Origin of the sequence: Nonomuraea aridisoli, assembly GCF_003236395.1 — a bacterium.
GTDB classification, from domain to species: Bacteria; Actinomycetota; Actinomycetes; order Streptosporangiales; family Streptosporangiaceae; genus Nonomuraea; species Nonomuraea aridisoli.
On the sequence record NZ_POUD01000019.1, the window covers coordinates 25,842 to 48,240 of the forward strand.

At 72.5% G+C, this 22,399-nt stretch carries 18 protein-coding genes; 11 read left to right on the plus strand and 7 right to left on the minus strand.

Annotated features, from left to right (window positions below):
- Positions 1–93: 93 nt before the first annotated feature.
- Complete coding sequence (locus C1J01_RS07445) at positions 94–879, minus strand: DeoR/GlpR family DNA-binding transcription regulator (protein ID WP_111177479.1); 786 nt, start codon at positions 877–879, stop codon at positions 94–96.
- A gap of 306 nt (positions 880–1,185) precedes the next feature.
- Here C1J01_RS07445 and C1J01_RS07450 point away from each other — a divergent pair, with 306 nt between their 5' ends.
- The 4 genes from C1J01_RS07450 to C1J01_RS07465 are packed head-to-tail and all read left to right on the plus strand — an operon-like array spanning position 1,186 to position 7,662.
- Positions 1,186–2,490, plus strand: a complete 1,305-nt coding sequence (locus C1J01_RS07450) for an ABC transporter substrate-binding protein (protein WP_111177417.1) — start codon at positions 1,186–1,188, stop codon at positions 2,488–2,490.
- Between the two features lie 5 nt (positions 2,491–2,495).
- Positions 2,496–3,398, plus strand: a complete 903-nt coding sequence (locus C1J01_RS07455) for a carbohydrate ABC transporter permease (RefSeq protein WP_235854305.1) — start codon at positions 2,496–2,498, stop codon at positions 3,396–3,398.
- A complete protein-coding gene (locus C1J01_RS07460; RefSeq protein ID WP_235854306.1) occupies positions 3,395–4,207 on the plus strand; it encodes a carbohydrate ABC transporter permease in 813 nt (270 codons plus the stop codon). Before C1J01_RS07455 ends, C1J01_RS07460 begins: the two co-directional genes overlap by 4 nt.
- Entirely contained in the window at positions 4,204–7,662 is a 3,459-nt protein-coding gene (locus tag C1J01_RS07465; protein WP_111177421.1) for a hypothetical protein, read from the plus strand. The genes C1J01_RS07460 and C1J01_RS07465 overlap by 4 nt, the downstream gene beginning before the upstream one ends.
- On the opposite strand, the gene C1J01_RS07470 is transcribed toward C1J01_RS07465, so the two are convergent.
- Entirely contained in the window at positions 7,600–9,084 is a 1,485-nt protein-coding gene (locus tag C1J01_RS07470) for an MFS transporter (protein WP_111177423.1), read from the minus strand. The genes C1J01_RS07465 and C1J01_RS07470 overlap by 63 nt on opposite strands.
- A gap of 59 nt (positions 9,085–9,143) precedes the next feature.
- Between C1J01_RS07470 and C1J01_RS07475 the strand changes: the two genes are divergently transcribed.
- Complete coding sequence (locus C1J01_RS07475; RefSeq protein ID WP_111177425.1) at positions 9,144–11,237, plus strand: ATP-binding protein; 2,094 nt, start codon at positions 9,144–9,146, stop codon at positions 11,235–11,237.
- Positions 11,238–11,297: 60 nt separating this feature from the next.
- Here the strand turns inward: C1J01_RS07475 and C1J01_RS07480 are convergent, their stop codons facing one another.
- Entirely contained in the window at positions 11,298–12,929 is a 1,632-nt protein-coding gene (locus tag C1J01_RS07480) for a glycosyltransferase (RefSeq protein WP_235854307.1), read from the minus strand.
- 456 nt (positions 12,930–13,385) lie between these two features.
- Here C1J01_RS07480 and C1J01_RS07485 point away from each other — a divergent pair, with 456 nt between their 5' ends.
- From C1J01_RS07485 to C1J01_RS07495, 3 genes are all read left to right on the plus strand, one after another.
- A complete protein-coding gene (locus C1J01_RS07485; protein ID WP_235854308.1) occupies positions 13,386–14,177 on the plus strand; it encodes a sulfotransferase family protein in 792 nt (263 codons plus the stop codon).
- Positions 14,174–15,355, plus strand: a complete 1,182-nt coding sequence (locus C1J01_RS07490) for a glycosyltransferase family 4 protein (RefSeq protein WP_111177431.1) — start codon at positions 14,174–14,176, stop codon at positions 15,353–15,355. The genes C1J01_RS07485 and C1J01_RS07490 overlap by 4 nt, the downstream gene beginning before the upstream one ends.
- Positions 15,356–15,487: 132 nt before the next feature.
- Positions 15,488–16,087, plus strand: a complete 600-nt coding sequence (locus tag C1J01_RS07495; RefSeq protein ID WP_111177433.1) for a class I SAM-dependent methyltransferase — start codon at positions 15,488–15,490, stop codon at positions 16,085–16,087.
- Here C1J01_RS07495 and C1J01_RS07500 read toward each other — a convergent pair.
- A complete protein-coding gene (locus C1J01_RS07500) occupies positions 16,063–16,488 on the minus strand; it encodes a hypothetical protein (RefSeq protein WP_111177435.1) in 426 nt (141 codons plus the stop codon). The two genes, C1J01_RS07495 and C1J01_RS07500, sit on opposite strands and share 25 nt — an antisense overlap.
- A 159-nt stretch (positions 16,489–16,647) precedes the next feature.
- On the opposite strand from C1J01_RS07500, the gene C1J01_RS07505 reads away from it, so the two are divergent.
- A complete protein-coding gene (locus C1J01_RS07505) occupies positions 16,648–17,541 on the plus strand; it encodes a LysR family transcriptional regulator (RefSeq protein ID WP_181448618.1) in 894 nt (297 codons plus the stop codon).
- Between the two features lie 6 nt (positions 17,542–17,547).
- Here C1J01_RS07505 and polX read toward each other — a convergent pair whose 3' ends face one another.
- Both polX and C1J01_RS07515 read right to left on the minus strand, forming a co-directional pair.
- Entirely contained in the window at positions 17,548–19,281 is a 1,734-nt protein-coding gene (gene polX, locus C1J01_RS07510) for a DNA polymerase/3'-5' exonuclease PolX (protein WP_111177439.1), read from the minus strand.
- 373 nt (positions 19,282–19,654) lie between these two features.
- The gene (locus tag C1J01_RS07515) at positions 19,655–20,254 is read right to left on the minus strand and encodes a hypothetical protein (protein ID WP_146615487.1); all 600 of its coding nucleotides are present in this window, start codon (positions 20,252–20,254) and stop codon (positions 19,655–19,657) included.
- A gap of 156 nt (positions 20,255–20,410) precedes the next feature.
- On the opposite strand from C1J01_RS07515, the gene C1J01_RS07520 reads away from it, so the two are divergent.
- A complete protein-coding gene (locus tag C1J01_RS07520) occupies positions 20,411–20,920 on the plus strand; it encodes a hypothetical protein (RefSeq protein ID WP_146615488.1) in 510 nt (169 codons plus the stop codon).
- Positions 20,921–21,314: 394 nt separating this feature from the next.
- Here C1J01_RS07520 and C1J01_RS07525 read toward each other — a convergent pair whose 3' ends face one another.
- Positions 21,315–21,698, minus strand: coding sequence for a nuclear transport factor 2 family protein (locus C1J01_RS07525; RefSeq protein ID WP_111177445.1), 384 nt, complete (start codon positions 21,696–21,698; stop codon positions 21,315–21,317).
- 89 nt (positions 21,699–21,787) lie between these two features.
- Here C1J01_RS07525 and C1J01_RS07530 point away from each other — a divergent pair, with 89 nt between their 5' ends.
- Positions 21,788–22,318 (plus strand): hypothetical protein, encoded by a 531-nt coding sequence (locus C1J01_RS07530; protein WP_111177447.1) that lies wholly within the window; start codon positions 21,788–21,790, stop codon positions 22,316–22,318.
- Positions 22,319–22,399 lie beyond the last annotated feature (81 nt).

The following is a 22,399-nucleotide window of genomic DNA, read 5'->3' on the forward strand; positions in this document are numbered from 1 at the left end:
GGCAACGTCTTAACAAGATGCAAGTTACAAATAACATCTTCTTGCGTTACATCACCCCGAAGCGGCCGGGCGGGGGACGTGGGCGTCACGGGTTCACATCTGGGCGACCTCGACGTGGGCGTGGTGGTCGCGCAGGCGCTTGAGGAGGTCGGCGGGGGCGTTCGCGTCGACCACGACGACGTCGAAGTCGCTCAGCGGCGCCACCCGGTGCAGCGCCACCCGGGCCAGCTTCGAGCCGTCCACCGCCAGGATCCGGCGCCCGCCCGAGCGCAGCATCGCCCGTTTCACCAGCACGATCTCCTGCTCCTGGTGGAAGGCGTACTTCTCGGAGATGGCGGAGGTGGAGACCACGACGACGTCGGTGCTGACCGCCTCGACCGCGTCCACGCAGCCGAGGCCGAGAAAAGAGTCATGTGAGGCGTGATATTCACCGCCGAGCGCGATGAGCCGGATGTCGGGGTGGCCGGCCAGCAGCCTGATCGCCTCCAGGAAGTTCGTCACCACGGTCAGCGGGGCCAGCTCGTGCAGCTGCCGCGCCACGGCCAGCGCCGTGGTGGAGTCGTCGAGCATGACGGAGCTGCCGGGCTCGATCATCCGGGCCACCACGCGCGCGATCGCGTCCTTCTCCGCCGTGTGGGCCTTGAGCCGGTAGGCGATGTTGCTCTCCCACACGTTGCTGGCCTGCGCGGTGGCCCCGCCGCGGACCTTGCGCACCATCCCCTGGCGCTCCAGCTCGTCGAGGTCGCGGTGGACGGTCATCACGCTCACGCCGAAGCTCTCGGCGAGCTCGGTGACGGACGCGGAGCCCTGACGCACGATGTGCTCGGCCATGCCGTGCCAGCGCGCTGACCTGCTCGAGGTGTGCGGCCGCGAATTCACCTGGTTCTCCACCTCACTCGGACGGCAGCGAATCGTAACCCTTGACACCCATCTTGGGCGACTCGTACTCTCCCCCCATCTATCAGTTTTAACAAGTTTGATTGTTAAGTTAACAAACCCTTTTCAAAGGGAGGTGGGCGTGGCGCTCACCACCGAGATGCGGACCGCAGGCATTAAAACGTTCGCATCGGAGCCGGGCCGTCGCCGTGTCCCGGGACGGACGCCAGTCGCGGCACGGCGTGCCGGCGGGCGGGCCCACCAGGTTCTCTCGGGGGATCACACCTTCCGAACGACCGAGGAGACACAATGACCGACCTGCTGCACGACGCCCGGGTGTCTCGGGGCCAGTTCCTGCGCATGATGGGCGGCCTGGGCGCGGCCGCGTTCGCCACCGCCTGCTCCACCCGGCCCCAGACGAGCACCCCGTCGGGCGGCGGGCAGGCGACGACGGAGCTGAAGTTCATCGGCGTGTCCGACCAGAAGACCCCGATGGACCAGCTCGTGGCCGCCTACCGGCAGGCGAAGCCGGCGGTGCGGATCACCGCGTCGTACGCCCCCACCGACCAGGTGCAGACCTCGGTGCGCACCCAGCTCGGCGCCGGCAACGCCCCCGACCTGCACGTCGTCTACCCCGGCAGCGGCAGCGCGATGTCGATGTCGCAGATCGCCGAGGCCGGGCTGCTGGCGGACCTGTCGGCGCAGGCGTGGACGCGGACCATCCCCGAGGGCTTCAGGCCCGCCTTCCAGCTCGACGGCAAGACCTACATCTACTCGGCGGGCTCGTCGGTCATCGGCGCCGTCTACAACAAGAAGGCGTTCGAGCAGGCGGGCGTCGAGGCGCCGCCGACCACGTGGAGCGAGTTCCTGTCGGTCTGCGACCGGCTGAAGAAGGCCGGCGTGGTGCCGATCGCCCTGGGCGCGCAGACGCCGTGGGTGACCCAGCTCATCACGTACGCGCTGGTGCCCTCCACCGTCTACGCCAAGGATCCGTCGTTCGACGACAAGCAGCTCGCCGGGCAGGCGAGCTTCGCGCAGTCCGGCTGGCGCGAGGCCATGGAGATGTACCTGGAGCTGCAGAAGCGCGGCTTCTTCAACGACAACCCGAACGGCACCACGTTCGAGCAGCAGACGTCCATGGTCGCGACCGGCAAGGCGGCGATGGCCGTGCAGGTCTCGGCCGTGCTGCCGGATTTCCGCAAGGCCGCCTCCACCCCTGACGACCTGTCGATGTTCCCGGTGCCGGGGGCCGACGACGCGGCGGGCGTGTGGATCCCGGCCGGCGTCGTCGTCGGGCTCGGCGCCGGGGCCAAGGGCGCGAACGTCGAGGAGGCCAAGGCGTTCATCGACTTCCTCGGCAAGCAGGAGAACATCAACGCCTGGGCGAAGGCCATCGCCGCCATCCCGCTCGTGCAGGACGCCGCCTCCACCATCGACCCGGCCGTGGAGTCGTTCCTGCCGTTCACCAAGGACCGCGCGGTGCCGTTCATGGACCAGCGCTGGCCGAACGCCGAGGTGCAGCCGGTGCACTTCGCGGTGATCCAGGAGCTGCTGGCCGGCGAGTCGACCATTGACGAGGCGCTGCGGAAGATGGACGAGGCGTACCAGAAGTGACACCCGTGACGGCCCACCGGGCCCGGCCCGCGCGGGCCTCCCGGCGGCGATTCAGCGTGACCAGCCCGCCGTGGCTGTTCGCCGCGCCCGCCCTCGTGGTGTACGCGGTGGTGGTGCTCTACCCGGCGGTGAGCGGCGTGGTGTACGCGTTCACCGACTGGAGCGGCATCGGCGAGGACATGTCGTTCGTGGGCCTGGCCCAGTTCCGCACGCTGCTCGGTGACGAGCAGGCGCTCGGCTCGATCGTCAACACGCTGCTGCTGACCGTGGCCATCGTCGTCGTGCAGAACGCCGTCGGGCTGCTGCTGGCGCTCGGCGTGCACGTGCGGCTCAGGAGCCGGGCGCTGCTGCGGGTGGTGTTCTTCGCGCCGGTCGTGGTCAGCCCGGTCATGGTGGCGTTCCTGTGGAAGTACCTTTACAACCCCGACCCGTCCTCCGGCCTCAACGGGCTGCTCGGCGTGCGGGTGGACTGGCTGGGCGACCCGTCGGTCGCGCTGTGGTCGATCGCCGGCATGGTCATCTGGCAGAACGCCGGATACTCCATGGTCATCTTCCTGGCCGGTCTGGAGGGCGTGCCGCCGGAGCTGCACGAGGCCGCCAAGATCGACGGCGCGGGCACGTGGCAGCGTTTCCGCTTCGTCACCTGGCCGCTGCTCGCGCCCGCGCTGACGATCAACCTGATGCTCTCGACGATCGGCGGGCTCAAGCTGTTCGACCAGGTCTTCGCCGCCACGAACGGCGGCCCGGGCTACGCCACGGAGACGCTCTCGACGGTGCTGTACAAGCAGGCGTTCGTGTTCGGCAAGTTCGGCTACAGCACGGCGATCGCGCTGGTGCTGGCCCTGTTCGTGGCCGCCGTCTCCCTCGTCCAGGTGTACTACCTGCGCAGCCGTGAGGTGACCGCGTGAAAAGGACGTTCCTCCTCGAAATCGTGATGATCGCGGTGGCGGTCGCGTTCCTGTTCCCCGTCTACGCGCTGGTGTCGTTGTCGCTGAAGGACCCGGCGCAGATCTCGCAGTCGCCGCTGGCGCTGCCGGACCCGCCCACGTTCGCGAACTTCGCCGAGGCGTGGACGGCGGCGGCGCTCGGCCCGTCGCTGGTGAACAGCACGGTGATCACGGTGGTCAGCCTGGTGGCGCTCATCGCGCTGGGCTCGTTCGCGTCGTACTTTCTGGCCCGGGTGCGGACCCGGCTCGGCTACGGCCTGTACGTGCTCTTCCTGCTGGGCATCGTGCTGCCGTTCCAGCTGGGCATGATCCCGCTCTACCAGCTGGTGAACGACCTGGGGCTGATCGGCACCCATGCCGGGATGATCCTTTTCTACACGGGCATCCAGCTGCCGTTCACCGTCTTCCTCTACACCGGGTTCATCCGGGCGCTGCCCCGCGAGTACGCCGCCGCCGCGCAGATCGACGGGGCCTCGCACCTCGTGGCGTTCACCCGGGTCGTCTTCCCGCTGCTGCGGCCGATCACCGGCACGGTGCTGATCCTCAACGCCGTCTTCATCTGGAACGACTTCTTCACGCCGCTGGTCTACCTCGGCGGCTCCGGCTACGAGACGGTCCCGGTCAGCGTCTTCGCCTTCGTCGGCCAGTACGTCTCCCAGCACGGCCTGGTCTTCGCCGGTCTCGTGCTCGGCGCGGTGCCGATCGTGCTGGTGTTCCTGGCGCTGCAGCGTTACGTCATCAAGGGCTTCGCGAGCGGACTCAAAGGGTGAACGTCTTCGACCTGCTGCGGGAGCCGCCCGCGGCGTACTCGCCGGCGGCGATCTGGTGGTGGAGCGGCGAGCCGCTGCGCCGCGACCGGCTGCGCTGGCAGCTGGAACGCCTGGTGGCGGGCGGGGTGCGCAACCTCGTCATCCTCAACCTGGCGCCGTCGGGGCCGGGCTTCGGCGCGGACGCCGACGACCCGCCGTTCCTGTCGGAGGCGTGGTGGGAGCTGCTCGACGGGGTGTGCGCGGACGCGTACGAGCTGGGGGCGTACCTGTGGTTCTACGACCAGCTGGGCTTCTCGGGCGCCGACCTGCAGGCCCGGCTCGTGGTGGAACGCCCGGAGTTCGCCGGCCAGTGGCTGGCGCCGGACGGCTCGGTGACGCGGCGCGGCTTCGACTACCTGTCGCGTGAGGCGTGCGCGGTGCTGCTGGATCGGGTGCACGGCGAGTTCGAACGGCGGGTGGGGCACTGGTTCGGCCGGGTGATCGCCGGATCGTTCCAGGACGAGCTGCCGACGCTGCCCACGTGGTCGGCGCGGTTCGCCGAGGAGCACCTGACCCGGCGGGGCGAGGCGTTCTCGCTGGACGAGCCCGACTGGCTCGCCTACCAGCGCACGCGGGCGGAGCTCGCCGAGGAGGCGTTCTTCCGGCCGCTGGCGGAGTGGCACGAGCGGCACGGCCTGGTCAACGGCTGCGACCAGCAGGACCCGGCGCGCGCCGGGCACCCCGTGGAGGGCGTGCAACTGTACGCCGACTACGCGCGCACCCACCGCTGGTTCGGCGCGCCCGGCTCCGACCACCACGGCGACGCCCGCCTGCACGCCTCCCTCGCCCACCTGTACGGCCGGCCGCGCACGTGGATCGAGGCGTTCCACTCCAGCGGCTGGGGCGGCACGCTGGAGGAGACGTTCGACTGGCTGCTGCCGTGGCTGCGCGCGGGGGCGACGTTGTACAACCCGCACGCGGTCTACTACACGACCCGGCGCGGCTGGTGGGAGTGGGCGCCGCCGTCCACCGACTGGCGACAGCCGTACTGGCGCCACCACCGGGTGTTCGCCGACGCCGTCACCCGGTTGTGCGCGGTGTTGTCGCAGGGGCGGCACGCCTGCGACGTGGCCGTGCTGCTGCCGACGGCCACCGCTCAGGCGGGCACCGGCCCGGTATCGGTGGGAGCGGACGCCGCGCGGGCGCAGGAGGTCTACCGCGAGATCGTGGGCGACATGGCGTGGTTCGCCACGAAACCGGGCGTGCTGGACCGGCTGTGCCTGGACGCCGACGTGATCGACGAGGACTCGGTGCGGCGCGCGACCGTCGAGGACGGGCGGCTGACGGTCGCGGCGGAGGCGTACCGCGCGATCATCCTGCCCGCCGTCACGGAGCTGGACGCGGACGTCGCGGCCCGGCTCGCGGAGTTCGCCGCGGCCGGCGGGCTGGTCGTCACGGTCGGCACGCGGCCCGTCGAGCACGACCGGGTCCGGTACGCCGGCTCGCCCGCCGCGCTGGGCGAGGCACTGGCGGACCTGCCGCGCCGGGTGGAGGCTCCGGTGCCGGCGCTGGTGCGCGAGACCGACGGGACCACGCTGGTGTTCCTGACCGCGACGCACCCGATGGCGAGCAGGATCGGCGTGGGCCGCCCGGACGAGCGCGGTGTGGAGCTGGGCTGGCTGGACGCCTCCATCGACTTCGACCCCGCCCGCTACGTCCGCGACATGCGCGTCACCGTCCGGGGCGTCTCGGGCACGCCGCGCCTGGCCCGCCTCTTCGGCGGCGGCGAGCCGGTGGCGCTGCCGCACACCCGCGACGGCGACACGGTGGAGGTCGTGGTGCCGTTCGACGACGGGCCGGCCGCGTTGCTGGTCTTCGACGGCACCGAGGCCGAGCCGGCGCCGCCGCAGCCCGCGTACCCCGTGGAGAGCGATCTCGGGGACGAGTGGGACGTCGAGCTGGTGCCCACCCTGGACGACACGTGGTCCGACTTCGGCGGCGGGGCGGGCGTCGAACGCTGGACGCTGCGGACGCCGGACGGCGAGCCGGTGCACGTCACGTTCGGGCCGCACGGCGAGCAGCGGGTCGGCGACGGCCCGTGGACGCCGTCGGTCTGGTCGGCCTCGCGCGGGCTGCGCAAGGACCCCGTCCACCGCGACACGCTCGGTCCCAAGGGGCACGTGCCGGCGGAGTTCCTGGCGTTCGGCCGAGTCGCGGCGGGCACGCGGGCCTGCTTCCGCACGCTGCTGACCGTGCCGCCGGGCCCGCGGGCGTGGCTGGCCGTGGGCGCGGGGGCGGCCAAGACCCTGCGGCTCGACGGCGCCGAGTTGCTTCTTGACGATCCCGGGTACGCCGCCGTCACGCGCGCGCCGCTCGCGCCCGGCGAGCACCTGCTGGAGCTGATCCTCACCCCTGACGAGGACCTCGACCTGCGCGCCTACGTCTGCCTGGTCGCCGACCCGGCCGGCGCCGCCCGCCCCGAGTGGATCTCCGGCGCGCCGCTGGAGACGACCGTGCGGGTCGGGGACCCGGCCGCCGCCGAGCCGTTGCAGGTGGCCTCGACCGCGTCGTGCCGGGTGCTGGTCAACGGCGTGGAGGCGGGCCGGCAGGGCGGCTTCGACCCGTACGCGGAGGCGGACATCCCCCGGGTGCGCCGCTACGACGTCTCCGGCCTGCTGCGCGCGGGCGACAACACCGTACGCATCGAGTCGGACGGCTGGGTGCTGGTGGACGGCCTGGCCGTCTCCGGCCCCGGCTGGTCGCCCCGCCCGCGGGTACGCCGCCGCCAGCACGGCGAGCCCGCCGCCCTCTACCTGCGGCCGCGCCCGCATCCGCTGCCGGAGGCCGGCTGGCTCGACGGCCGGCCCACCGCGCTGCCCGCGACGTTCGCGGTGCCGGGCGCCCGCCCGCTGGTGGAGACGTTCCTGCTGGAGCCGCCGCCGGGCGCGATCTCGGTGGACGCGGGGCCGGCCGAGGTGGCCGGCGACCTGTCCGCGGGGACCGTCGAGCTGCGGGTGGCCACGCGGCCGGGCGCGCAGGGAGGCGCGGCGTTCGGCGGGCCCGTGCGGTTCGCCTGCGGGCCGGGGCGGATGCGGCTCGGCGACTGGGAGGAACGCGGCCTGCCCGGCTACAGCGGCGGCGTGCGTTACCGCACCGCCGTCACGGCGTCGGCCGGGCCCGGCCGGCTCGACCTGGGGCGGGTCCGCGGCACGGCGGAGGTCACGGTGAACGGGCGGGCGTGCGGGGTGCGGGTGTGCTCGCCGTACACGTTCGACGTGGAGCTGGACGAAGGGGTCAACACGGTCGAGATCCTCGTGCTCGGGACGCTCGGGCCGTACCTGGACGAGGTGAGCCCCACCCACTTCGTCTTCCCCGGCCAGCGCACCACCGGCCTGTTCGGCCCCGTCCGCCTGCTAACGGCCGACCGGGGGCAGGCGCCGCAGCAGCGACATGGAGACCACGGCCAGCGCGAGTGACACCACCGCGCTCACGGCCGCGACGGTGAGCAGGCCCTGGCCGAAGGCGGCCTGGGCCTGCTCCACCAGCGCCGCGGCGGGGCCCGGCGGCAGGGTGGCGGCGGTGCCGAGCGCCTCGGCGAGCGAGTCGCCCGCCTGCGGCGAACGCACCGTGGCGCCGTAGACGACCGTGCCGACGCTGCCGAGCAGCGCGATGCCCAGCGCGATGCCGAGCTGGCCGCCGCACTCCGCCAGCGCGGAGGCCGACCCGGCACGCTCCCGCGGCGCCGAGCCGACGATGAGGTTGAGCCCCAGCGCGCCCACCGGCGCCATGCCCAGGAAGCCGACCGTGACGCCGGTGACCAGCGCGCCCAGGCCGTCGCCCGTCACGACCACGGCGAACCCGGCCGCCGAGACGACCAGCCCGGTCCCGACGAGCGGACCCGGACGGAACACGCCGGCCAGGACCGGCGTGGCCAGCGAGCCCGCGGCCAGGGCCAGGGCCGGGAGCGCCATCCACGACCCGGCGGCCAGCGGCGAGAGCCCTTCGACGAGTTGCAGGTGCTGGCTGACGAACAGGTAGACGCCGCCCTGCACCACCATGGCGAGCGCCAGGATCAGCAGCGCGGCGCTGAACGTACGGCTGCCGAACAGCCGCAGGTCCACCAGCGGCTCCGCCAGCCGCCGCTGCCGCCGCACGAACGCCGCGCCGAACCCCAGGCCGACGGCGATCGCGGCGTACGCGACCGGCCGCCCGGGGTCGTCGGCCAGCTCCTTCAGGCCGTGGACCAGCGGCAGGATCGCGGCGAGCGACATCGCCACGCTGAGCAGGTCGATCCGGCCGGAGCCCCGCGCGGCCGTCTCCGGCAGCAGGGTCAGGCCACCGGCCACGACGAGGACCATCACCGGCACCGCCATGAGGAACACCGATCCCCACCAGAAGTGCTGCAGCAGCAGCCCGCCGATCACCGGCCCGGCCGCCGCCCCGCCCATGAAGCAGGCGGTGAACACGCCGATGGCCAGGGCCCGCCGCCTGGCGTCGGCGAACAGCCCGGCCACCAGCGCCAGGGACGACGGCCCCATGGCGGCGCCCGCGACGCCCAGCAGCGCGCGGGCGGCGATCAGCATCGTGGTCGAGGTGGCGTAGGCGGCCACGATGGAGGCGGCCGCGAACGCGGCCGCGCCGATCAGCAGCAGCCGCCGCCGGCCGATCCGGTCGCCGGCCGCCCCCATGGCGATCATCAAGCCGGCGATCATGAACCCGTACACGTCGGTGATCCACAGCAGCTCGGTGGCGCTGGGGTCCAGGTCGGCGGCCAGGTGCGGGAGCGCGAGCATGAGCACCGTGTTGTCCACGGCGAGCAGGAGCGTGGCCAGGGCGAGGACGGACAGGCCCAGCCACGCGCGCGCCCCGCCCCGGGTGGTTTCCGTAGTGGTCGTCATGCGATCAGCGTGGAGTCGGGACGTTCCGGTCTGATTCGGATCTGTTTAGGGTGAGGTCCATGCGCTTCGCCGTACTCGGGCCGATCGAGGCGACCACCGGTGACGGCCGGCCCGTCCGCGTGCCCGAGCTGAAGGTGCGGGCGCTCCTCGCGTTCCTGCTCGCCCACGACGGGCGGGTGGTGGCGGCCGAGCGGCTGATCGAGGGCCTGTGGGGCGACCGGCCGCCGGGCAATCCGCTGGGGGCGCTGCGGGCGAAGGCGTCGCAGCTGCGCCGGGCGCTCGACGAAGCGGAGCCGGGGGCCAGGGAGCTGATCGTCACGCGTCCGCCCGGCTACCTGCTCGACGGCGACACCGACGCGCGCCGCTTCCTGGAGACCGCCGCACGGGCCCGGGCCGCCGCCGATCCGGGCGAGCGGGCCGGGCTGCTGGCCGAGGCCCTGGCCTGGTGGCGCGGGCCGGCCTTCGCCGACTTCCCCGCCGAGCCGCTGGTGCGCGCCGCCGCCGCCCGGCTGGAGGAGCAGCGGCTGAGCGTCCTGGAGGACTACGCCGACGTACGGCTGGCGCTGGGCCAGGACGCCTCCCAGATCGGCGAGCTGACCGAGCTGGCCGCCCAGCACCCGGCGCGGGAACGCTTCCACGGCCTGCTCATGCGCGCCCTCTACCGGTCAGGGCGGCAGGCGGAGGCGCTCGAGGTCTACCGGGCCTTCCGCGCCCGGCTGCGCGACGATCTCGGCCTCGACCCAGGGCCCGAGCTCGTCGCGCTGCACCAGGCGATCCTGGAGCAGCGTCCCGAGCTGCGCCGCCCGGCGGGCCCTCCTTCGCCCGCGCCGGCCCGGCTGCCCGAGCCGCTCACCGAGCTGATCGGCCGGGACGACCTGCTCGCCGAGCTGCTCGCCCTGCCGGGTACGGCGCGGCTGGTGACGCTCACCGGCCCCGCCGGGGTGGGCAAGAGCCGGCTCGCGCTGGAGGCCGCCCGCCGGCTGAGCGGTGGATTCCCCGGCGGCGCGTACCTGGTGGAGCTGTCGTCCGTGCGCGCCGGGTCCGGGCCGGAGACGGCCGAGGCGGTCGCGGCGGCCCTCGGACTGCGCGACGACGGCGTGACCGGCCCCGACCGGCTGATCGCCACGGCCTTCGGCGGCCGCAGGGCGCTGCTGGTCCTCGACGACTGCGAGCACGTCGTGGAGCCGGTGGCCGAGCTGACCGCGCTGCTGCTGCGCGCCGGGCCCGGGCTGAGCGTCATCGCCACCGGCAGGGAGCCGCTGGGCGTCGCCGGCGAGGTCGTGCGGGAGGTGCCGCCGCTGGACGTCGAGGCGGCGATGCGGCTGTTCGCCGCCCGCGCCCGTGACGCGCTGCCGGGTTTCGCGGTGACGGCCGCGCAGGCCGGCGCCGTCGAGACGATCTGCCGCCGCCTCGACGGCCTCCCGCTGGCGCTGGAACTGGCCGCGGCCCGGGTGCGGGCGCTGGGCGTGCGCGCCGTGGCCGACCGGCTCGACGACCGCTTCCGGCTGCTGTCGGCCGGGCGGCGAGCCGGGCCGGCGCACCAGCGCACGCTGCGGGCGGCGCTCGACTGGAGCTGGGAGCTGCTGACCGAGCCCGAACGCGTCGTGCTGCGCCGCCTGGCGGTCCAGGTGGGCGGGTGCACCCTGGAGGCGGCGGAGCGGGTGTGCGCGGCACCCGCGCCGATCCCAGGCGATCCGGCCGGTCTGCTCGACCCGGCCGGACCCGGCGCGGGAGGGGACCTCGACCCCGCCGACGTCGCCGGGCTGCTCGCGCGGCTGGTCGACCGGTCCCTGGTCGTGCGGACCGGCGAGCGGTACCGGCTGCTGGAGTCCGTGGCGGCGTACGGGCTGGAGCGGCTGCGTGCGGCCGGCGAGCACGACGGCGTCCTGCACCGGTACGCCATGTACTACACGCAGTTCGCGGAGTGCGCGGAGACGTACCGGAGCGGGCCGGCCCGGCACCGCTGGGTGCGGCGGCTGGACGCCGAGACCGCCAACCTGCGCGCCGCGCTGGAGGCGGCCGTGAGCCTGGGCGACACGCGGCTGGCCGCGCGGCTGACCGGCTCGCTCGGCTGGTACCGCACCCAGACCGGACGCCCCGCGGACGCCGGGACACCGCCCGGCGAACGGAGGGCCGCCGCGCCGGTGCCGTAGCTTCCGCATCAGACGGTCGATGAGCCGCCGGCAAGGGGGCGCTCGTTCGGCCCGGGGCGGTCAGTGGCCGGTCGCGCGGCGCAGGGCGCGTTTCACCCTGCCGGGGAGCTTGAAGCGCACTCCGGTCTTGGCGGCCGTCTGGGCGGCGCGGGTGGCCGCGTGCAGGTCGCGGCGCAGCGTGCCGACCTCGCGGCGCAGCTCGACGGCGCTCTTGCGCCAGCGGCCCGCCTCGTCGCGCCACTTGGCGACCTGGGCGCGCAGCCGTTCGTTCTCCTTGGCCAGGCGGTCGGCCTCGGCCCTGGCCTCCGTCCTGGCCCGGTACGCCGCGCGCCGCCCGAGCAGCTCGACCGGCTCGCGGCCGAACCCGTACGTCTCCCCCTCCACCCACCGGACGGCGGAGACCTCGTCCACCACGTCGTCGAGCGGCTCGCCGGGCCGGGCGACGAGGCGGGCCCGGGCGAAGGACGACACACGCTCCAGGCGCGCCACGGTGACGCCCTCGGGCGTCTCCTCCAGCAGCACGCCGACCAGCCCCGCCTCGTCGGCCTTGGCCACGTTGAGCAGCCGGCTCACGGTGTCCTCGCCGGGCACCCAGCCGGCCGGTACGCGCAGCACGAACGGCACGGACGGGTGCACCTCCTCCGTGGTGGCGAGGTGGATCCTGCTCTCGTGCTCGTAGTGGCCGTGGACCAGCACCAGCTCCAGGTCCGGGTCCTTGAGCGGGGCGCGGCGGTCGCGGTCGAGCTTGTCCCACGGGCCGACCACGACCACGGACAGGTCGCCGGTCGTGCCGGCGAGCAGCGCGTCCACGGTGGCGCGGACGTTGTCGTAGCCGGCGGTGCCGTCGACCACCGCGGTCACGTACGGGATCTTCCACTGCCGGTCCGGGTGCGTGCGCAGCCACTGGTAGGCGGGGATGCGGTCGGCCACGAACGCGTGGCTGACCCGGTCGATGCGCTTCTGCTCACGCATCCGCATGGTGGGGCCCAGGTGGTAGGCGCGGGCCCGCGGCTCGGGGATGAAGACCGCGCCGGCCTGCGCGAGGCGGTAGCCCATCTCGGTGTCCTGTCCGAGGATCAGCTCGTCGTCCATGGGGCCGGCCAGCTCCACCAGGCGGGCGCTGACGGAGGTGGCGCCGCCCACGTGCAGGCTGAACGGCCGCTGCGTGCCGCGGACCAGGCCATCGGTGCGCTCGACCAGGCGGACGAGCCAGGCGTGCGGCTCGGCCGGCTCGAACGCCGCCTCCAGGTCGTCGGGCAGCACCTCGGGCGGTTCGGCCGAGGTGAACCTGATGAAGCCGGTGACGGACAGGTAGGGAGCGGTGTGGTGCCAGCGCATGTGCGCCTCGATGGCCCCGGGGGTGAGCACCACGTCGGAGTCGAGCCAGTGGATGACGTCGCCCGTGGCCTCCGCCAGGCCCGCGTTGCGGGCGCAGGCGCGGCCGGGCTGTTCGCACAGGACCAGGCGGGCGTCCACGCCCTGCGGCAGCCGCAGCGGCGGCACGCTGCCGTTGTCGACCACGATGATCTCGGTCAGCTCCGCCGGGTACGTCTGCCGCGCCAGCGCCTGCAGCACCAGGTCGAGCTTCCGCTGCCCGCCGTAGGCCGGGATGATCACGCTGACCCGCAGCTCGGGTGTGAAGTGCTCCGGCGGCTGGAGGACCCGGTAGTCGTTACCGCGCACCCGTGCCACGCCGCCTCCGTCAGGCGGCTGGGGGCGGTCTTCTGGGGATGTCGCGGACATACGTGCAGACGCTCCTCAGCGGTCGGCTCGGTGACTGCGGCAACACACTTTACGCCGCTTTTCCGGGGGAACCTCCTGGTCACCCCTCTTCCGAGGCGTGTTCACACAGGTCATCCCGCACAGTAACCTCACAGAATCTTCCATGACGCTCCCTCGGGCGGCCCGACGACCGTAAAGGGGGTTTAAAGGGGGGTCGCGATGGTTACGCAGCGTATCGGAGTAGTGTGATGTGTCGCGTGCGGCGTGACTCTGGACACTATCTCGACATCTCGGGGCCGATTCTCAGTCAATCTCCAGAAACTGGCGGTACCCTCGCCCATCATGATGTGGCAGCGTAGAGTCAGCGGCGCGCTGGCCAAGTACGCGGGTTTCCGAATCGAACGAGTAGGAAAAAGCGGAAAGGTCGTGCCAGAACGGCCGGCGCCGAAGAAGAAGCCCGCCGAGGTGTCGTTCCGGCCACCGGCCGACCCAGAGGCCGATCGCCTGCTCACCGCCCCCGTGTTCGTCATCTCCCCCGTGCGGTCGGGCTCGACGCTGCTGCGCTCGATGATGAACGCCCACCCCGACCTGCACGCCCCGCACGAGCTGCACGTCCGCAGGCTCAGCGTGGACTTCGGCACCGGGCTGGCGGAACGAGCGATGGCCGCCCTCGGCCACAACCGCGCCGACCTCGAACACCTGCTGTGGGACCGCGTGCTCCACCGCGAGCTGGTACGCAGCGGAAAGCGCTACATCGTCGACAAGACGCCGGCCAACGCCTTCGCCTACGACCGCATCGCGGCGTGCTGGCCGGACGCGCGCTACATCTTCCTGCTGCGCCACCCCGCCTCGATCGCGACGTCGTGGCACGAGGCGAGCCCCGACAAGCGCACGCCGGAGGAGGCCGCGACCGACGCGCTGCGTTACATGAAGGCCGTGGAGCGCGCCAGGAAGGCGCTGCCCGGCCTGACCGTGCGGTACGAGGACCTGACCGGCGAGCCGGAGAAGACCGCCCGCAGCATCTGCGAGTTCCTCGGCATCGACTGGGCCCCCGAGATGCTCACCTACGGCACTCCCGACGTCGTGACGAAGGGGCTCGGCGACTGGAAGGACAAGATCCGTTCGGGCGAGGTCCAGCCGGGCCGCGACCTGCCGTCGCCGGACGAGATCCCCGAGGTGCTGAAGCCCATGTGCCAGACCTGGGAGTACCTGCCATGAAGATCCGCTACATGCTGGTGCACGCCTACGGCATGGGCGGCACGATCCGCACGGTCGTCAACCAGGCCAACGCGATGGCCGAGGCGGGCCACGACGTCGAGATCGTCAGCGCGGTGCGCCGCCGTACCAAGCCGCAGTTCGAGATCGACGAACGGGTGAAGGTGTGGGCGCTGGTCGACCAGCGTGACGGCGTGGTGCCCGACTCCTTCGCCCGCAAGGTGTGGCGGCGCGCCCGCGGCAAGATCGTGCCGTACGGCGAGTTCGCGGCCCACTACTTCACCCAGCGGGTGGAGAGCGCGCTGATCGACTACGTGTCCTCGGTCCAGGACGGCATCCTGGTGACCACCCGCCCGGCGCTCAACCTGATCTCGGCCCGCCGGGGCTCCAGCAAGGCCGTCCGGGTGGCGCAGGAGCACATGAACCTGGCCTCGTACCATCCGGCCGTGCGCGAGCACATCACCCGCTACTACGGCAGCTTCGACGCGGTCGCGGTGCTGACGGAGACCAGTCGCAAGGAATACCGCGCGATCTTCAAGGACATGCCGATCGTCCGCATCCCGAACGCCGTGCCGATGGAGCACCGCAAGCACTCCGACCACAGCAACCCGATCGTCATCGCGGCCGGCCGGTTGGTGCCCCAGAAGGGCTTCGACATGCTCATCCCGGCCTTCGCCTCGATCGCGCAGGCCCACCCCGAGTGGAAGCTGCAGATCTTCGGCACCGGACCGCTCCAGCAGAAGCTGCAGAACCGCATCGACAAGCAGGAGATGGGCGATCGCATCACGCTCATGGGGCGCAGCGACCGCCTCCACGAGGAGCTCGCCAAGGCGTCGATCTACGCGCTGAGCTCCCGGATGGAGGGGCTGCCGATGGCGATGATCGAGGCGATGGGCCACGCCCTGCCGATCGTCGCCTTCGACTGCCCGACCGGTCCGGCCGACGTGCTGACGCCGGGCAAGGACGGCCTGCTGGTGCCGCGGCGCGACGTTCCGAAGCTCGGTGAGGCGCTGTCGCAGGTGATGAGCGACGCCGACCTGCGCCGGCGCATGGGCGCCGCGGCCGCGGAGACCGCCCGCGGCTACACGCCGCAGGTCGTCATGCCGCTGTGGGAGGAGCTGTACACCGCGCTGCTCAACCGCGCCCCCATCGCCCACGACTACGGCGCCGTGCGCCACTGACCGTCCCGGGTCGACCGGACACGCCGTCCCCGGCCCCGCTCCGGCGGACCGGGGACGGCGTGCGTTCAAGGGCGTCCCGTGCCGAGGTCAAGGTCGCGTCCGCCGGACCGCGCCCGGGATAGGAATGACCCCATGGGGCACGTACGGCTGCCGCGCCACCACACCGGCACGATCGACCACCCGCTCGCGTACGAGGTGTCCGCCGCGGTGTGGTTCCTGGGGGCGCGCCGCGCGGTGTTCACCCGGCTGGCCGCCATGGTCCGGCCGCGCGCCGGGGACCGCATCCTCGACGTGGGCTGCGGCACCGGCTACCTCACCCGCATCCTCTCCCCCGTGGCCGGGCCCGCGGGCGAGGTGACCGGCCTCGACCCCTCCCCCGCGATGATCCAGTACGCCGCCGCCCGCGCCCGCGGCAACTGCAGGTACGTCCTCGGCGGCGCCCAGACCCTGCCGTTCCCCGACGGATCGTTCGACGCGGTGACCGCCACCCTGGTCGTCCACCACATCCCCGCCGACGACCGGCCGGAGGCGCTGGGCGAGATGTACCGGGTGCTGCGGCCGGGAGGGCGGCTGCTCGTCGTCGAGTCCCGCCCGCTCGCCGGCCGTCTCGGGCCGACGGAGTGCGACCTCCGCGACGTGCTGGGCTCGCTGATCGTCGACGCCGGGTTCCAGGTGGAGTCGGAGGGCGAGCTGCCGTACCTGCTGTACTACGTGCGCGCGGCGCGGCCGTAGGAGGGGGCGGGGCCGGGCGTGTCCTCCCGGCGGGCGGCGAGGACGCCCACGGCGCTGAAGACCGCGGCGATCACCCACGCGATCGGGCCCTGCAGCCCCGGCCACAGTGGCGCGTAGCCCGGCACGAGGACGAACAGCACGAACGCCGTGTCGAGCAGGGACACCAGGACGAGGTTGATCCAGAAGCCCGCCCTGGAGTTGCGCCAGTTCATCACCGCGCCGACGATGATCGCGACGACGGCGCCGGCCAGGATGTTCCACGCGTCCTGGAAGACGCGGGCCTGCACCATGCCCGGATCGAGCGACCACCCGAGCGTCAGCAGGGCGTAGGCCGCGTTGATGTGCACCAGGCCCCAGAGGATGTAGAAGATCGCCCCGATCTTCGGGGCAAGCCGATTCATGTGTCGTCACTCCCGTTCGAGGAGTCGTGTGGCTCGTACGCGTCCTGGCCGCCGCATGGCCCCGTAGGGGCCCGGTGACCAGCATGTTCACTTTCGCCCCGCCGAGCTATGCTGTCCAACGAAGACCTTCGATCGCTGCCATCGATTCGGGGAATACCGATGGAGTTGCGGCAACTCGAGCACTTCGTGGTGCTCGCCGAGCATTCGAGCTTCACCAGGGCGGCCGAGCGGCTCAACCTCGTGCAGTCGGCCCTGTCGGTGTCGATCAGGAAACTGGAGAAGGACCTGGGCGCCGCGCTGTTCGAGCGGACGAGTCGCGGCGTGCGGCTGACCCAGGCGGGTGAGGCGCTGCTCCCCGCCGCCCTGCGGGTCCTGCGGGAGGTCGAGGCCGCCAGGGACGAGGTGGCCGCCGTTCGCGGCGTGGTGCGGGGGCGACTCCGGATCGGCATGATGCAGTCGCTGGCCCTCATCGACGCCGGCACGTTGTTCACGAAGTTCCACCGCGCGCATCCCGGTGTGGTCATCGAGCCCCGGCCCGCTCCGGGCGGTTCCCTGACTCTCGCCCGTCAGGTGCGCGACGGCGACCTCGACCTGGCGTTCGCGTGGGTGCCGCCGGCGTGGGCGCACGGGTTGCGCGTGGCCGAGCTGGCCCGCGAACCGATCGTGCTGGCGGCGCCGGCGGACCACCGCCTGCCCGACGGGGAGGTGCGGATCGCCGATCTGGACGGGGAGGCGTTCGTCGACTTCCCGGAGGGCTGGGGCGCCCGGGCGCTGACCGACGAGGCGTTCCGGGAGGCGGGCGTGCGCCGGAGCGTCGCGGTGGAGGTGGCCGACATCATGACGTGCGCCGAGCTGGTCCGTGCCGGGTTCGGCGTCGCCATCGTGCCCAGATCCCACGTCAGGCGGGCGCGGGGGCTGGTGTGGCGGCGCGTGGCCGGTCTGCCGCCGTGGGGCGTGTCGCTGGTCGCGCCGTCCGGCAGGCGGCTCACGTCGGCCGCCTCCGCCTTCGCGGATCTGGTCTGTACGACGTTCGGCGTCACGCTGTCGCCGTGAGGCCGCTCAGGCGGGGGTCAGCGTCCGTTCCTTGCGCAGGAAAGCGGTGAGCCGGTCGAGCGGCCAGGTGTTGATCACGTCGTCGGCGGTCAGCCAGCCGCGCTGGGCGGCGCCGATGCCGTAGCGGAGGTTCGCCAGGTGGCCGACGGCGTGGGCGTCACTGTCGACGGCGAACTTCACGCCCTGCCGCCTGGCCCGCCTGACCAGATCGGCGGCCAGGTCGAGGCGGTCGGGGAAGGCGTTGACCTCCAGCGCGGTCCCGGTGCGGGCGCACGCCTCGAAGACGGCCTCCCAGTCGGCGTCGATCGGCGGGCGGCGGCCGATCAGCCGGGCGCTGGGATGGCCGATGACGTTGACGCACGGGTTCTCCGCGGCGCGGACGAGTCGCCTGGTCGTCCGGTCGCGGGGCAGGTCGAAATGCGAGTGCACGGAGGCGACGCAGACGTCGAACTCGGCCAGCACGTCGGCCGGCCAGTCCACGTCGCCGTCGGGGCCGATGTTGAGTTCGACGCCGTGCAGGAGCCTGACCGGGCAGGTTTCGTCCAGCTCGCGCAGCCGCTCGCGTTGGCTGCGGGCCTTGTCCAGGGTCATCCGCTGCATGAACAGGTCGGGCCCGTGGTCGCTGACGGCGTAGTACGCGTAGCCGCGTTCCGCGGCGGCGGCCGCCATCTCCTCCAGCGACGCCAGGCCGTCGGTGAGGTCGGTGTGGGTGTGCAGGTCGCCGCGCACGTCGTTCTCGGTCACCAGGTCCGGCAGCCGGCCGGCCAGCGCGGCCTCGATCTCGCCGGTGTCCTCGCGCAAGGGAGGCGGGATCCAGGGCAGGCCGAGCCGCCGGTAGACCTCCTCCTCGGTCTTGGAGACGACCAGCTCGTCGGTGCCGGCGTCGAACAGCCCGTACTCCGAGAGCTTGAGCTTGTGGTGACCGGCGATCTCGCGGGTGCGGATGTTGTGCGCCTTGGCGCCGGTGAAGTACTGCATGGCCGCGCCCCAAGCGGCCGGGGGCACGACGCGGAGGTCGACCTGGAGGCCCTGTTCCGTCCTGACGGAGGTCTTCTTGTCGCCGCGCACGATCACCTCGGTGACCTGGGGCAGGGCGACGAAGGCGGACATGAGCGCCTTGGGGCGGTTGGAGGTGGCGAGGATGTCGATGTCGCCGATGGTGTCCTTCATGCGGCGCAGCGACCCGGCGTAGCCGCAGCGGCGGCAGCCGTGCACCTTCTGGAGCGCCGCCACGATGTCCTCGGCCAGCGGCATGGCCACGCCGAGGTGGACACGTTCGGCGGCCTGGCGCAGCAGGGCGATGCCGTGCAGCAGGTTCTCCCCGCTCTTGGGGCCGAACCCCGGCACGTCGTCCAGCGCGCCGGCGTGGATGGCGGCCTCCAGGCTCTCCGGCGAGTCCACGCCCAGGCTCTGGTGCAGCGCCATCGCGCGTTTGGGCCCCAGCGTGGGGATGCGGGTGAGTGCGCGCACTCCTGCGGGGATGCGGGCGCGCAACTCCTCGAGCTTCGCCATGCTGCCGGTACGCAGGTACGCGGCGACCTTGCCGGCGATCGACTCGCCCACGTTGGGGATCTGTTTGAGGGCGGTGGCGTCGTAATCGGCGATGTCGGCGGGGTACGCGCCGATGGAGCGGGACGCCTTCTGGTAAACGCGGATCTTGAAGTCTTCTGCGCCGGTGATGGCCAGCAGGTCAGCGTACTCCTCCAGCACGGCGGCCACGTCGTCGTTGGTGCGTGCCATGTCGCTTCCCCCTGACACGGCGCATGCCAGGGCGGCGTCGAGTGTCGCCGCACTCGCGTCGTCCTGGCTACGTCATGTTGTGCTTTCCCGGACCCTCCCGGGCGGGCGACGTCGTCAGCGGCGACGCCTGCGGCGGCGAGCACTCCGCGAGCTGTCGGAGCCGCCACGACCTCCCGGGTGCGGGTAGGGGTCGTACGCTGGTCGGAATCCGAGTCCGAGGTACTGGCGGATCGTCATTGATTCCCCCGTATATCGCGTGCCGGACGATTTTCCCGGACCGGCACTTCTCTTATCGATTGGATATCTCCGGCAACCAGCCAGCTATAACGAAACTTCCCAGGATTTCCGAATCATGGAGAATCGACACGGTTTTTTACCCGCAGCGTACCCGCACGTTCCCTAGCCGACCGGGCCGCGGACCGCGCCTTTCGGAGGCCTGCGGTAGGTGACGACCTTGTCGCCCTTCCCCTCCGGCCAGGGCCAGCGTGTACGTCGTGCCGCGCAGCACCCCTCTGGTCCGGCGCACGGCCTCGACCTCGACCGCGACCGGCGCGGCGGGTGCGCCGACGCCGACGAGCAGGTCCGTGGCCGGCCACAGCAGGGCGACCTGGTACCCGGCGAACTCGGCGACGAACTCCTCGATCGCGCCTCTGGGGCCGATCCACAGCGGCATGGCCGCGCGAGGTTGACGGCCGCGGGGACCAGCGGGAGCAGCACGGCCACGGCCGCGAACGGCCAGGGGCCTGTGGTCGCCGGACGTGCGGCGGGCCGCCGAGGTCGTGCGCGGAGCGGGCCTCCCAGACGGCCCGAACACGTCGAGGACGCCGAGGACCATGAACCCCACCAGGCCGCCGCCGAACGAGACGATCGAGAACCCACCCGACGACAGCAGCGACAGCACTGCCAGACCACGCCGGTCCGTACGGGAGCGTCGCTCCAGCGCGGGGTCGTCGGCCTGGCCCACCCCAGCCACACCACGTCTCGATGAGCTGAGAGACGCAGCCCGCAAATGGTTCGCGGACCACCGGCGGCTCCTGGTTGGCTGGGGCGTATGAGAACCCGGCGCCGCGAGTGGACCGAGCTCCCGGTCGTCATGAGACGGGCAGTCGAATACCGGTTGGGCTCTACCGTGCGGGACTTCGAGGAACGTCAAGGCGGGTTCTCCTTCGGCGTTCTCGGTGTCGCCACGCTGACCACCGGCGAGCAGGTGTTCATCAAGGCCGTAGGCGACGATGCGGCCGGCGTGCGTGACTGTCGGACCGAGACGGTTGTGGCCGCCGCGTTGCCCCGGACGGTGCCCACGCCACGGCTGCGATTCGCATGTGAGCTGGCCGGGTGGCTCCTGCTGTGCTTCGAGATCACGCCGGGCGCGCAGCCGCATAAGCCATGGTGGCCCGATGAGCTGTCCGCCGCGTTGGAGGCGCTGGCCGTGTGCGCCAGAGAGTTGACGCCCTCGCCGATCGGCGGCCTGCCAACGCTGGCCGAGCGGATGGCCGGACGGTGTGAGACCTGGCGGGAGCTTGAGCGCAACGGTGTCCGGGGCGCGGTCACCGTTGACAGCATGGGGGGAATGGGAACGCGAGCACCTGTCCCGTCTCGCCTCCGCCGAAGCGATGTGGACGGAACTGGCGGTCGGTGACACGCTCCTGCATTTCGATCTGCGCTTCGACAACATCCTCGAGCGCTCCCGAGCAGACGGGCGTAGACCAGGGCGGTGTCGCTACCGCAGCAAGATCCTGACCTTGCGCTCGACCGCGTAGGGCGCGGTGTCGCCGCTCTCATCGCGACCGCGCCGGGCGTAGGTGAGAACACTGAACCGCTCGGCCAGCAGCGCCCCCAGCCATGGATGGAGTCGAACCCGGAGTAGCCCCCCGCAGGGTCGACCATGACCAGCGTCGGTCCGGCGCCGGATCGTTCCTAGGCGATCTCTGTGCCGTCCGCGGCGAGCGGACGGTTCTCGTGTGTGCGCATGGTGCCTCGCTCGCACGCCGCCGTCATCGATCAGACCGCGCGGGTGCGGGACGCATCGGCCGTCACCAGCGCTCCACGAGGTGTTCGCGGCCGGCGGGCGGATCGTACGGCTCGGGCCAGAAGTCGGTGATGCGGCTGATCAGGCCCTCGGCGGACAGCTCGAACCACGCGCACGCGTCCTGTGGCTCGTCGCCGACGCGGGCGTCGAGCCAGGCCGCGGCGTGACGGCCGTCGGCGACGACGTGGCGCACCTTCAGATGCCAGTCACCCGGATAGTCGGTGTTGAACTGGAGATAGGCGGTCTTGCCCTGGATGCGCTCCCGCGTCTGCGGCATCTCGTAGACGACGTCGTCGGTGAGCAGGGCGGCGAAGGCGTCCCAGTCGCGTCTCTCTGCGGTGTCGACGTAGGCGTGCACGACGCTGCGGGTGCGGGAGGTCTCGTCCATGCGCGGAACCCTAACGGCCGCCACCGACGTTTCCGCGCCCTCGCCGGGCCGGTCCGGCCGGCGGTGGCGGCCGACATAAACTGCCCGATATGCGGCGTTTGATCAGTACGGTGGTCGTGGTGGCGGGCGAGGGCGCCGGAGACGTGGTCGCGGGCCTGGAGGGGCTGCACAACGTACGGGCGATCCCCCGGGGAGATCGGCGGCCCGCCGAGGTGATGGAACTCGCGGGGCGGTCGTCGGCGACGTACGTGGTGCACGACGCCGACCCGCTGGCCGACGTCGCCGCGGCCTGGACGGCGTTCTTCGACGGCACGGCTCCCACCGGCGCCCTGGAGGTCGCCGTCGAGACGGCGCTGGCCGAGTTGCGCGCCGACCGGCTCGTTCTGCCCGACTACTACCTGGTGCTGGACCCCGACGGGATGACGGCGACCTGGCGGCACTGGTGGCTCGGCGTCCTGGCGGGCGCCGCGCCGGTACGCGTGGTGCCGGTGCACGCCTCGGCGTCGGCGGTCGGCCAGGAGCTGGGCCGCCTGACCGCCGGCCGGTGGTGGCCCGCCGACCTGGAGGGCTGGCTCCGCGGGCTCCCCCGCGTGATCCCCGACCAGGTCGGCCTCTCGTAAGCCGGACGCTGCCGCGTCGCATCCGATCGGGCACACCCCGAGGGATGCGTCCAGCCGCCCGGGTCCTGCGCCGGAAGGTCG

Bases quoted from the DNA above. Each gene is read 5' to 3' on its own strand.
- C1J01_RS07475 (WP_111177425.1), top strand. From the start codon at position 9,144: ATGCGCTTCGCCGTACTCGGGCCGATCGAGGCGACCACCGGTGACGGC.
- C1J01_RS07525 (WP_111177445.1), bottom strand. From the start codon at position 21,698: ATGGACGAGACCTCCCGCACCCGCAGCGTCGTGCACGCCTACGTCGAC.
- C1J01_RS07450 (WP_111177417.1), top strand. From the start codon at position 1,186: ATGACCGACCTGCTGCACGACGCCCGGGTGTCTCGGGGCCAGTTCCTG.
- C1J01_RS07495 (WP_111177433.1), top strand. From the start codon at position 15,488: ATGGGGCACGTACGGCTGCCGCGCCACCACACCGGCACGATCGACCAC.
- C1J01_RS07470 (WP_111177423.1), bottom strand. From the start codon at position 9,084: ATGACGACCACTACGGAAACCACCCGGGGCGGGGCGCGCGCGTGGCTG.
- C1J01_RS07500 (WP_111177435.1), bottom strand. From the start codon at position 16,488: ATGAATCGGCTTGCCCCGAAGATCGGGGCGATCTTCTACATCCTCTGG.
- C1J01_RS07505 (WP_181448618.1), top strand. From the start codon at position 16,648: ATGGAGTTGCGGCAACTCGAGCACTTCGTGGTGCTCGCCGAGCATTCG.
- polX (WP_111177439.1), bottom strand. From the start codon at position 19,281: ATGGCACGCACCAACGACGACGTGGCCGCCGTGCTGGAGGAGTACGCT.
- C1J01_RS07490 (WP_111177431.1), top strand. From the start codon at position 14,174: ATGAAGATCCGCTACATGCTGGTGCACGCCTACGGCATGGGCGGCACG.
- C1J01_RS07530 (WP_111177447.1), top strand. From the start codon at position 21,788: ATGCGGCGTTTGATCAGTACGGTGGTCGTGGTGGCGGGCGAGGGCGCC.